Genomic DNA, 11,000 nt, shown 5'->3' on the forward strand with positions numbered 1-11,000 from the left:
GGGACGGATCGTCGTGGTACGTCCGGTCCGGCGGACCGCCCGGCCGCACCGGCGGGTACCGCTACAGGTACGGACCGGAGCGGATGCCGCGGCCGTGGCCCGGCTCGTCCTCGTCCTGGTCCCCTCCGTGCAGGCCCGGCGGCAGCGCCCGGCGCATCTGCTCCAGCTGGGCCCGCGCCGCCATCTGCTGGGCGAACAGCGCGGTCTGGATGCCGTGGAACAGGCCCTCCAGCCAGCCGACCAGCTGGGCCTGGGCGATCCGCAGCTCGGCCTCGGTCGGGATGCTGTCCTCGGTGAACGGCAGCGACAGCCGTTCCAGCTCGGCGACCAGCTCCGGGGCCAGACCGAGTTCGAGTTCCTTGATCGAGCTCGCGTGGATGTCCTTCAGCCGGGCCCGGCTCGCCTCGTCGAGGGGAGCCGCCCGGACCTCCTCCAGCAGCTGCTTGATCATGCTGCCGATGCGCATGACCTTGGCGGGCTGCTCGACCATCTCGGTCACCGGGAGCTCACGCGGCACGTCGCCGTCGTCGTCCCCCACCGGGGCGGTGAACCCCGGGCCCACCGGCATCCCGTCCGGTCCGACGATCAGCACCTTCTGGCCGTCCTGCGGCTGCCCGCCGGCCGCCTGGTAGGGCTCCTGCGACGAGCGCTCGTTCATCGGATTCGTCATGAACAACATTCTCTCTCACTGGGGTTGGTCGGGCGGAAGCCCCCGTTCGTCCCGCCGTCCTGCGCCACCCGTGACGAAGGTACGCCTCCGCGCGCCGCGCGGGAATCCGTACGGGTACTCAGATCACGCGGCCCGCGCACCGACCGCCCGTCCCCGCCCACGCCCACGGAACCCGCACCGAACCTCCACCCCCTCCGGCGCGCCGCGGCCCGCGGCGGCTCCCCGTCCGCGGGCCGGCCATCCCGCGGGTCGGTCCTCCCGCAGGTCAGTCCTTCCGCGGGTCAGTCCTTCCGCAGCCTCAGGCCGATCAGCCCCAGGCCGCAGCCGATCAGGCCCAGGCCGACGCCCAGCGGGAGCTGGGTGGTGGAGGCGTCCTGCCAGCGCGCGGGCAGGACGAGGGGGATGCCGACGGCCGCGACGGCCTGCCCGGAGGCGGCCGTGACGGCGTCCGGCGCCGCGGCGTCGCCGGGGGCCGCCGGGTCCGGGGTGCCCGGGTCGGCGTCCGACCGGTCGGCCTCGGCGCCCTGGTCCGGGGCCTGCTCGGGAGCCCGGTCCGGGGCCTGGTCCGGGGCCTGGTCCGGGGCCTGGTCCGGGGCCTGGTCGGGAGCTCGACCGGGGGCCTGGTCGGCCGTCTGGTCCGGCGCCTGTTCCACGGTGGCGCCGGAGCGTTCCGGCAGCGACGCCGGGCGGTGCCGGAACGACCGCGGGAAGTCGTCGACCTGGTGCGGACGGGGCGCCGGGTGCTGCGGCGGCGCTGCCGCCGGCCTGGGCACGGACGCCGTCGCCGACGCATCGCCGCCCGGTGCGGCCGCGTCGCCCGCCGTCGCCTCGCCGTCCGGCGTCGCCTCGTCGTCCGGGTCCTCACTCGCCGTGGTCGACCCGGCACCCGGCGTCGAAGCGGAGGAGGAAGAAGCGGAAGACGAAGGAGAGGGAACGGAAGAAGGGGACGGGAAAGGGGACGGGGACATCCCCGCCGAGGGCGACGGCATGGCCACCGCCGCCGACGCGGCGGCCAGCGGGAGCGTGAGCCCCAGGACGGCCGCCGCCAGCAGTCGCTGGGCGCGGCCCGAGCCCGGGCGGCGACGGGTGCGACGGTGGTGCGGCGCTACGGGCAGCGGCCCGAGGCGGGCGTGCGGGGATGCGGCCACGGTCGGAGTCCTTCCGACGGCCGGCCCCGCCCGGGGGCGGGGTCGGCGGCGGGACAGCTCCGGACCAGCGTCGCACGGCCCGACAGTCCGGGCATTTCAGACACGGCTCACGGGTCCCGCCCGCAGGCCCGCAGCCCCATGGCCCTCACGCCCTCACGCCCTCAGGCCCGCAGCACGACCTTCCCGACCTGCTCCCCGGCCTCCAGCACCCGGTGCCCCTCGCCCGCGTCGGTCAGCGGCAGCACCCGGTCCACCACCGGCTTCACCACCCCGGACTCGACCAGCGGCCACACGTGCTCCCGCACCGCCGCCACGATCGCCGCCTTCTCCCCCAGCGGCCGCCCGCGCAGGTTGGTGGCGATCACCGCCGCCCGCTTGCGCAGCAGCGCGTTGAGGTCGAGTTCGCCCTTCACCCCGCCCTGCAGCCCGATGATCACCAGCCGCCCGTTGACCGCCAGCGCCTCCACGTTCCGCTGCAGGTACTTGGCGCCCATGATGTCCAGGATGACGTCCGCCCCGGCCCCGCCGGTGGCCTCCCGGAGCACCTCGACGAAGTCCTGCTGCCGGTAGTCGATCACGATGTCCGCGCCCAGCTCGGTGCACCGGGCCAGCTTCCCGGCGCTGCCCGCAGTGACCGCGACCCGCGCGCCGACCGCCTTGGCCAGCTGGATCGCCATGGTCCCGATGCCGCTCGCGCCGCCGTGCAGCAGCACCGTCTCGCCGGGCCGCAGGTGCGCGGTGAGGAAGACGTTGGACCACACCGTGCAGGCGACCTCGGGCAGCGCCGCGGCCTGCTCGGGGGTGAGCCCCGCGGGCATCGGCAGCAGCTGCCCGCTCGGCACCGCGACCCGCTGCGCGTAGCCGCCGCCGGACAGCAGCGCGCACACCTCGTCGCCGACCGCCCAGCCGGCCACCCCGGGCCCGAGCGCGACGATCCGCCCGGCGCACTCCAGCCCCGGGTAGGGCGAGGCGCCGGGCGGCGGGTTGTAGAAGCCCTGCCGCTGGAGCAGGTCGGCACGGTTGACGGCGGTGGCCGTCACCTCCACCAGGACCTCGCCCTCGACGGGCACCGGATCGGGCACCTCGGCCCAGACCAGTGCCTCGGGGCCGCCGGGTACGGGAATCGTCATCGCATGCATGTCCCGAACCTACTGCGCGTCAGGCCGGTCGGCGGGGCAGGGACCGCACCGTGCGGCCGACGTCGTGTCAGCCGGACGACCTGATGACGATCACCCGGTCGGTGAGCTGCAGCACGGCCGCCTCCGGCGCGTTGTAGTTGAGCACCCGCCGGCCGCGGACCACCGCGACCACGAGGTCCTCGCACTCGCGCGGGCCGTGCCCGGCCTCGGCCCGGGTGACCGGGCGTTCCATCACGTCCAGCCCGTTGCCGTACGTCAGCAGGTCCTCCATCACCGCCCCGGCGTGCGGGCTGAGCATCGACAGCCCGAGCAGCCGCCCGGCCGAACTGGAGCTGGTGACCACGACGTCGGCGCCGCTCTGCCGCAGCAGCGGGGCGTTCTCGTCCTCCCGCACGGCGGCGACCACGGTGGCGCCCTTGTTCAACTGCCGTGCCGTCAGCGTGATCAGGACCGCGGTGTCGTCCCGCTCCGGGGCGATCACCACCCGGGCCGCCGAGGCCAGGCCGGCCCGCACCAGCGTGTCGGTGCGGGTGGCGTCGCCGACCACCCCGACCAGGCCGTGCTGCGCGGCCTGGTCGATCACCTTGCGCTGCGGGTCGACGACGACGATCTCCTCCTTCTTCACCCCTTGCCCGAGCAGGGTGTCCACCGCGCTGCGGCCCTTCGTCCCGTACCCGATGACGACGGTGTGCTCGTGCACCGTGGACCTCCAGCGGTTCAACCGCCATTGCAGGCGGGTGCGTTCGGTGAGCACCTCCAGCGTGGTGCCGACCAGGATGATCAGGAACAGCACGCGCAGCGGGGTGACCACGAAGATGTTGGTGAGCCGGGCACTGTCGCTGTACGGGGTGATGTCGCCGTACCCGGTGGTGGAGAGCGTCACGGTGGCGTAGTACGCCGCGTCGAGGAAGCTGACCCCGCCCCCGGCGTTGTCGTTGTAGCCCGCCCGGTCGACGTAGACGATCAGCGTGGTGGCGATCAGCACGGCGAGCGCCAGCAGCAGCCGCGAGCCGACCTGCCGCCCGGCGGGTGCGGCCCGGCGGGCGGGCAGCACGATCCCGGCGTCCGCCCACGGTTCCGTCCCCGGCGCCCGGACGCGTCGGAAGCGGCTCATGCGGCCGCCCCGCTCCGCCCGTTCACGGCACCTCCAGCAGCTCGACCGTCTCCCCCGCCGCCGCCCCGCCGGGCGGGACCACGGCCAGCGCCTCGGCCCGGGCGAGTCCGCGCAGCATCGCGGGCCCGTCGAAGGCGAGCGGGACGACGCCCTCGGCCGTGCGCCGGACGGGCTGCAGCCGGGTGTCCGCCGGGTGCCCGGGCAGCGCGGCCGCGACGGGTGCGAGCGCGGGGGCACCGACGGTCCGTCCCCCGCGGGCGTGCAGCAGCGGCAGGGCGAGCGTGACCATCCCGGCGACGGCGGCCAGCGGGTTGCCCGGCAGGCCGACCAGGTGGCGCCCGCCGGGGAGTTCGGCCAGCAGCATGGGGTGTCCGGGCCGGACGGCGACGCCGTCCACGAGCAGCCGGGCGCCGGACTCGGCGAGCGCCCGGTGCAGGAAGTCGACGGGCCCGGCGGCCGTCCCGCCGGTGGTGACCACGATGTCGGCGGTGGAGTGCCGCAGCGCGTCCCGCAGCAGTAGGAAGTCGTCGCGCACGTACCGCACTTCGGCGACCTCGGCACCGGCGGCCCGCAGCCAGGGCGGCAGCAGCGGCCCGAGCGCGTCCCGGACCAGGCCCGGACCGGGGATCCCGGAGTCCAGCAACTCGTCACCGAGGACGAGCAGTTGGACGACCGGACGGCGGCGGACCAGCAGCCGGTCGTGGCCGCAGGCGGCGGCCAGCCCGAGCACGGCGGGCCCGATCTCGGTGCCCTCCGGCAGCAACTCCTCGCCCCGGCGGCACTCCTGGCCGCGCGGACGGACGTCCTGGCCGGTGGTCAGCTGCCCGGGGCCGCAGTCGCGCAGCAGCGCGCCGTCCGTCCGTCCGTGCTCCCGGCGCAGCACGGCGGTGGCGCCGACCGGCAGCCGGGCGCCGGTGGCGATCTCCACGGCGGAGCCGTCGGCCAGCGGCGCCGGGTCGGCCGCCCCGGCCAGCACCCGGCCGGCGACCCGCCACGGGCCGGGCCCGGCGACCGCCCAGCCGTCCATCGCGGAGGTGTCGAAGGCGGGCAGGTCGGTCAGCGCGCCGAGCGGCTCGGCGAGGGTGCGGCCGAGCCCCTCGGCCAGCGGCAGCGCGACCCCGGGCAGCGGGCGCAGCCCGGCCCGGCGCGCGGTCTCCCGGGCCCGGGACCAGCTCGACCCGGCGGGGGCGGTGGCCGGCGCGGGGCCGGTGGACGGCGCGGTCACGGTGTTCTGCCCGACCGTGCTCACTGCTCGCCCGGGCGGTCGGCGGCGATCCACCCCTCGGCGAGCACCTCGGTCCGCCGGGCGGCCTCGGCGACGGCCTCCGGCCCGCCGCCCTGCCGGGCGGCCGCGTAGCCGATCAGGAAGGCGGTCAGCGGCGCGGCGGGCCGGGCCACTCCGTGCGCGACCACCCGGGCCGTGTCGAGCAGACCTCGGACGTCCACGTCCAGGTCGATGCCCAGGTCGGCCTTGACCTCGGCGATCCAGTCATCCAGCGTGCGCTCCATGCGCCCATGCTGCCTGATCGGCGGTTTCCCCGAGGTGTTCGCCCCGTGTGCGGGGCGCGTCGTTTCCCTCACGGCGCGGTGTCCGGTGCCGTGAGGTTCAGTTCCGGTCGCGTTCCCTGGCCTGCTCCAGGTCCTCCCAGGTGTCGCAGTCGTAGGCGACGCCGTCGGTGTCGGCGACCCGCAGCTGCGCCAGTTCGCCGACCAGGCGGCGCAGCGGCTGACCCTCCGGGTCGCCGAGGGCGGCCAGCGCGGCGCGCAGCGGGGCGGTGCGGTACGCGGCGGCGAGCGGCTGGTCCCGGCCGCCCGCGTCGACCAGCACGGCGGCGGCCACCGCGGGCCCGGCGCCGTCCAGGGCGGCGACGAGCCGGTGCACGGTCCGCCGGTCCAGGAAGGGCAGGTCGGCGGCGAGCAGCAGCACGGTGTCCGCGGTGACCAGGTCGAGTCCGGCCGCGACGGCGGCGACCGGACCGCCGCCGGGCGGCTGTTCCCTGGTCCAGCGGACGCCGGTGCGCGCGGTCGGCCGGGCCGGGCCGACCACGATGGTGGTGCGGGCCTCCGTGCAGGCGGCGAGCACCCGGTCGAGCAGGGTGGTCTCCCCCACCGTCAGCCCGGGCTTGTCGGCCCCGCCGAGGCGCCGCGCGGCCCCGCCGGCCGGAACGATCACGTCGTACGGCGTCATGCGGCCAGTATCCGCCCGGTCGCGGCGGACCCTACTCGTCCGGGTCGTCCTCGACGATCTCCGCGTCGATGATCCCGTCCTCCGCGGCCGACCGGGCGGTGTTGGCCGCGGCGCCGAGGTCCAGGATGACCGGCAGGGTCAGCTCCCCGTACCGCTGGTTCACCGCGGTGACCAGGGCTTCGGGGTCGTGCGGGTGCCGGGCCAGCAGCCGGTCGAAGTCCTGCAGGTACCCGCCGGTGAAGGCGAGCACCCGGGCCGCGTCGTCGCCCTGGTCGGGGGCCCGGTGCCCGGCGATCACCCGGTCCGCGCCGAGGTCGGCGATCCTGCGCAGGTTGTGTCCCCAGGTGGTGCGCTGGGCCGGGGTGGTGTCGGCGGTCCAGACGTGGGTGCCGTTGTAGACGAAGTCCCCGGCGATCACGGTCCGGATGCTCGGCACGTGGACGACCGTGGAGTCCCCGCAGTCGCCCTGGCCGAGCAGCAGGACGGGGATGACCTGGCGGTCCAGCATGAGCGGCTGCGGCAGCAGCGGGGCGGGGACCAGCGGGTGGTCCGGGATGTCGTCGCCGTACACCGGCTTCCACTGGGCGACCTTGGCGGCGGCGGTGCGCCGGATGCCCTCGACCACCGCCGGTGCGGCCAGCAGCTGCGCCTCGGGGAAGAGCTTGAGCACCTCCTCGGCGCCGAAGTAGTGGTCCGGGTGCTGGTGGGTGACCACGATGGCGAGCAGCCGGCGGCCCTTGCCCGCGACCCACTCGGCCAGTTCGCGCCCGGCGCTGCGGGTGAGCTGGGCGTCCACCAGGATCGCGGTCCGCTCGCCGAGGATCAGCGTGGAGGTGGCGAAGAAGGCCGACTCGGGGCCGGTGAAGACGGCGGCCTCCAGCGGCGCCGCGGGTGGGGCGTCCGCACGCTCCGCGCCGGCGCTCTCGTCGGGCGGGGACGACGTCACGGGCTGCTCCCTCGGGTGGGCGGTCGGATGTGCTGCGCCCTACAGCATGGGAGCACCGCCGCCCGATTGCGCGGAAGGCGCGCCCGGCGGGCCCGCCTTCCGCCTCACGTCACGCCGCGACGCGGGCGGCGAGCTCCTTGCCCCGGCGGGCGGCCTGCTCCAGGGCCCGGGCCTTGGACTCGGCGGCGTTCGGGATGAAGTCGGCCATCGCCGGGACGGCCGGGGCCAGGGTGAACTCCGGGACGATGAAGTCGACCTCCAGGCCGAGCATCCCGGTCAGCACCTTCTCCAGGTAGGTGGTGACGAACTCGAAGGGCTCGCGCGGGGCGCCGGGCGCGTAGGAGCCGCCGCGGGTGGCGACGACGGTGACCGGGGTGCCCTTGGCGGAGGGCGTCTCACCGGCGGTGCGGCCCATCAGGATCACCTGGTCCAGCCAGGCCTTGAGGGTCGACGGGATCGTGAAGTTGTACATCGGGCTGCCGATCAGCACGGCGTCGGCCCGCTCCAGCTCGGCCATCAGTTCGTCGCGCAGCGCGAAGGCGGCGGCCTGCTCGGTGCTGTGGACCGCGGCGGGCGCGAATCCGGCGGTGATGCCGTGCACGTCCAGGTGCGGGAGCGGCTCGGCGGCGAGGTCCCGGTGGATCACCGTGCCCCCGGGGTGCTCCGCCTGCCAGGCGGCCCGGAAGGCGGCCGTGACCTCGCGGGAGACGGAGCCGTCGGTGACCGCGGAGGAGTCGATGTGCAGGAGCGTGGGCATGGCGGGACCTCCAGAGAATAAGTAGCTGCCGATTTCGCTGCAACTGAAAGTACGGTAGCAGCTTACTTTTCTGCAGTCACTAGTGACCTGTCGAGTACGCTGGATCCATGGCCCAGCACGAGGTAGTGACCGACGGAGTCCCGAGCGCCCTCGACCCGGGCGGCAACGGCGCCCGCGGCGCGTCCTGCCAGAACGTCGACCTGGCCCTCGGCCGGGTCTTCACCCTGCTCGGCAAGCGCTGGACGGGCATGCTGCTGGGCGTGCTCAACAACGGCGGCCAGGCCTACTTCTCCGAGCTGCGCCGCGCCGTCCCGGGCATCAGCGAGCGGATGCTCTCCGACCGGCTGACCGAGCTGGCCGAGGCCGGACTGGTGGTCCGCGAGGTCGACGCCGGCCCCCCGCTGCGGGTCAGCTACCGCCTCACCGAGGGCGGCGTCGCGCTCAAGCCCGCGCTCCACGAACTGGCCGTCTGGGCCGACCGCTACCTGCCGGAGAGCGCCCTCAGGGGCGGCGGCTGCTGACCCCGCCGGGGCGCCCGCTCCCCACCCGGACACACGGAAGGGCCCGCCCGCTGTCACCAGCGGACGGGCCCTTCACCCACGCGTGTCCTCCGTCGTCAGCGCTTCTTCGCGCCGCGCAGCCGGGCCAGCCGGTCGGACAGACCCCAGGAGGTCACCCGCCACAGCGCCTCGACCACGATGGTGCGGCTCATCTTGGACGCACCCAGCTCGCGCTCGATGAAGGTGATCGGCACCTCGGCGACCTTGAACCCGGCCTTCACCGTGCGCCAGGCCAGGTCGACCTGGAAGCAGTACCCGGCCGAGGCGACCTCGTCCATGCCCAGGCCCAGCAGGGTCTCCTTGCGGAACGCCCGGTAGCCGCCGGTGACGTCCTTGATCGGCACGCCCAGCATCAGCCGGGAGTAGGTCGAGCCGCCGCGCGAGAGCAGCAGCCGCGACTTCGGCCAGTTCACGACCCGGCCGCCCGGCACCCAGCGGGAGCCCAGCACCAGGTCGGCGCCGCGCAGCGCGCCCAGCAGCCGGTCCAGCTCCTCGGGCTGGTGCGAGCCGTCCGCGTCCATCTCGACCAGGACGTCGTAGCCGTTGTCGATGCCCCAGCGGAAGCCCGCGAGGTAGGCGGCGCCCAGGCCCTCCTTGCCCTTGCGGTGCATGACGTGCACGTTCGGGTCCTCGACGGCCAGCTTGTCGGCCAGCTCGCCGGTGCCGTCGGGGCTGTTGTCGTCGGCGACCAGCACGTGCGCCTCGGGCACCGCGGCACGGACCCGGCCGACGATCCGCTCGACGTTCTCCGCCTCGTTGTAGGTCGGGATGATCACCAGGACCCTGCCGAGATCAGCAAAACTCTGCTGGTTCACGGTCACGTACAAACCTCTCGGCCGATGGCGGGGAATCTCGGAACACCGTCGCCCGCACTCTGGAACGCGGCTGCACCGGCAGCCCCTCCGACGGGATGACCACGGTGGAGAACTGCGCGCAGGGCGGAGACTACTGCGTCCTGGCATCCTACTACCGCGCCCGGGACCCACCGGTCCGTCCATGGCACTCCCACCGGACCCCCGCCGTTTCCCCGTGGGTGACACCGGTCGGCTAGGGTCGATGCCCTTGCCCGTGCCCGGACCGCCCGCACCGCCGGGCCCGCCCCCGGCGATCCGGCACACCCGCCCAGACAGCGAAGGAGTAGGACCGCGCGCATGGACAGGCTCGTCAACACCATCCGCCCGTACGCCTGGGGGTCGCTCACGGCCCTGCCCGAGCTGCTCGGGCAGCAGCCGAGCGGTGAGCCGCAGGCCGAGCTGTGGATGGGCGCCCACCCCGGCGACCCGTCCCGCGCCGACCGCGGGGACGGCCCGCGCCGGCTGGACGAGCTGATCGCGGCCGACCCCGGGGCCGAACTGGGCGCCGCGAGCGTGGCCAGGTTCGGTCCGACCCTGCCGTTCCTCTTCAAGGTCCTCGCCGCGGGCACCCCGCTGTCGATCCAGGCCCACCCCACGCTCGACCAGGCCCGCGCCGGCTTCGCCGCCGAGAACGCCCTCGGCATCCCGCTGGACGCCCCCCGACGCAGCTACCGCGACGCCAACCACAAGCCCGAGATGGTCTGCGCGCTGGGCGGGTTCGAGGGCCTGTGCGGCTTCCGCCCGCCGATCGAGACCGTCGAGCTGATGGCCCGGCTCGGGGTGCCCGGACTGGACCCGCTGATCGACCTGCTGTGCGTCGAGGACGAGTCCGAGGCGCTGCGCGGCACGCTGGCCGCCATCCTCACGATGGACGAGGACACCGCCACCAAGACCGTCCGGGAGACCGCCGAGGTGCTGGCGGAGCAGGACAGCGGCGACCCGGACTGGTACTACGCCCCGTACGCCCGGATCGCCAGGGACTTCCCGGACGACCGCGGCGTGATCGCCGGCATGCTGCTCAACCACGTCCGGCTGCGGGCCGGCGAGGCGCTCTACCTGGGCGCCGGGGTGCCGCACGCCTACCTGTCCGGCGTCTGCGTCGAGCTGCAGGCCAACTCCGACAACGTGCTGCGGGCCGGCCTCACCCCGAAGCACATCGACGTGCCCGAACTGCTGAAGGTCGTGGTCTTCGAGGCCGGCGCCCCCGCGGTGCTGACCCCCGTCCCGGTCGGGGCGACCCCGGGCGAGGAGCTCTACCCCGTACCGATCGACGAGTTCCGGCTCTCCCGCTTCGCGCTGGACGGCGTCGAGCGCGCGATCGACGGCCGCACCCCGCAGATCCTGCTCTGCACCGAGGGCGGCGTGCGGCTGACCGCCGCCGACGGCACCGTCCTGGACCTCGCCCGCGGGGAGTCCGCCTTCCTGCCCGCGACCGGCGAACCGACCCGCCTGTCCGGCACCGGCACCCTCTTCCGCGCCACGGTGACCATCTGACCCCCTGACGCGCCACGGACCGCGGGGCGCGGGGGGGGGGGGGGGCCCGGCGCCCCCCCCCCCGGCGCGCCCCCCCCCCGCCCCGCGCCCCCCCCCCCGCCCCCGCCCGCGCGCGCGCGGGGGGCCCCCC

10 protein-coding genes and 1 pseudogene are annotated in these 11,000 nt (G+C 75.3%); 2 read left to right on the top strand and 9 right to left on the bottom strand.

The genetic code is table 11. The features are described 5' to 3' along the window. Positions 1 to 61 precede the first annotated feature (61 nt). From ACFV0O_RS06375 to ACFV0O_RS06410, 8 genes and pseudogenes are all read right to left on the bottom strand, one after another. Complete coding sequence (locus tag ACFV0O_RS06375) at positions 62 to 670, bottom strand: bacterial proteasome activator family protein (protein ID WP_360260077.1); 609 nt, start codon at positions 668 to 670, stop codon at positions 62 to 64. 281 nt (positions 671 to 951) lie between these two features. Further along, the gene (locus ACFV0O_RS06380) at positions 952 to 1,818 is read right to left on the bottom strand and encodes a hypothetical protein (protein WP_380337088.1); all 867 of its coding nucleotides are present in this window, start codon (positions 1,816 to 1,818) and stop codon (positions 952 to 954) included. Positions 1,819 to 1,979: 161 nt separating this feature from the next. After that, positions 1,980 to 2,957, bottom strand: coding sequence for an NAD(P)H-quinone oxidoreductase (locus ACFV0O_RS06385; protein ID WP_380337091.1), 978 nt, complete (start codon positions 2,955 to 2,957; stop codon positions 1,980 to 1,982). A 67-nt stretch (positions 2,958 to 3,024) separates the two neighbouring features. After that, positions 3,025 to 4,071: a potassium channel family protein gene (locus tag ACFV0O_RS06390; RefSeq protein WP_380337094.1), complete on the bottom strand. Its 1,047-nt coding sequence runs from the start codon at positions 4,069 to 4,071 to the stop codon at positions 3,025 to 3,027. A 22-nt stretch (positions 4,072 to 4,093) separates the two neighbouring features. Beyond that, positions 4,094 to 5,320 (bottom strand): molybdopterin molybdotransferase MoeA, encoded by a 1,227-nt coding sequence (locus tag ACFV0O_RS06395; protein WP_380337097.1) that lies wholly within the window; start codon positions 5,318 to 5,320, stop codon positions 4,094 to 4,096. Then, a pseudogene (locus ACFV0O_RS06400) lies at positions 5,317 to 6,259 on the bottom strand (NTP transferase domain-containing protein). Before ACFV0O_RS06400 ends, ACFV0O_RS06395 begins: the two are co-directional and overlap by 4 nt. A 31-nt stretch (positions 6,260 to 6,290) precedes the next feature. After that, the gene (locus ACFV0O_RS06405) at positions 6,291 to 7,205 is read right to left on the bottom strand and encodes an MBL fold metallo-hydrolase (RefSeq protein ID WP_360260068.1); all 915 of its coding nucleotides are present in this window, start codon (positions 7,203 to 7,205) and stop codon (positions 6,291 to 6,293) included. A gap of 109 nt (positions 7,206 to 7,314) precedes the next feature. Beyond that, positions 7,315 to 7,962, bottom strand: coding sequence for an FMN-dependent NADH-azoreductase (locus ACFV0O_RS06410; RefSeq protein WP_380337100.1), 648 nt, complete (start codon positions 7,960 to 7,962; stop codon positions 7,315 to 7,317). Positions 7,963 to 8,069: 107 nt separating this feature from the next. Between ACFV0O_RS06410 and ACFV0O_RS06415 the strand changes: the two genes are divergently transcribed. Next, entirely contained in the window at positions 8,070 to 8,483 is a 414-nt protein-coding gene (locus ACFV0O_RS06415; RefSeq protein WP_380337103.1) for a winged helix-turn-helix transcriptional regulator, read from the top strand. Between the two features lie 95 nt (positions 8,484 to 8,578). Here the strand turns inward: ACFV0O_RS06415 and ACFV0O_RS06420 are convergent, their stop codons facing one another. Further along, positions 8,579 to 9,343, bottom strand: a complete 765-nt coding sequence (locus tag ACFV0O_RS06420) for a polyprenol monophosphomannose synthase (protein ID WP_380337106.1) — start codon at positions 9,341 to 9,343, stop codon at positions 8,579 to 8,581. 330 nt (positions 9,344 to 9,673) lie between these two features. Here ACFV0O_RS06420 and manA point away from each other — a divergent pair, with 330 nt between their 5' ends. After that, positions 9,674 to 10,870 carry a mannose-6-phosphate isomerase, class I gene (gene manA, locus ACFV0O_RS06425; protein WP_380337109.1) on the top strand — a complete coding sequence of 399 codons (1,197 nt, stop codon included), beginning with the start codon at positions 9,674 to 9,676 and terminating at the stop codon, positions 10,868 to 10,870. Positions 10,871 to 11,000 lie beyond the last annotated feature (130 nt).

The organism is Kitasatospora sp. NPDC059577, assembly GCF_042735475.1.
Lineage (GTDB): Bacteria > Actinomycetota > Actinomycetes > Streptomycetales > Streptomycetaceae > Kitasatospora.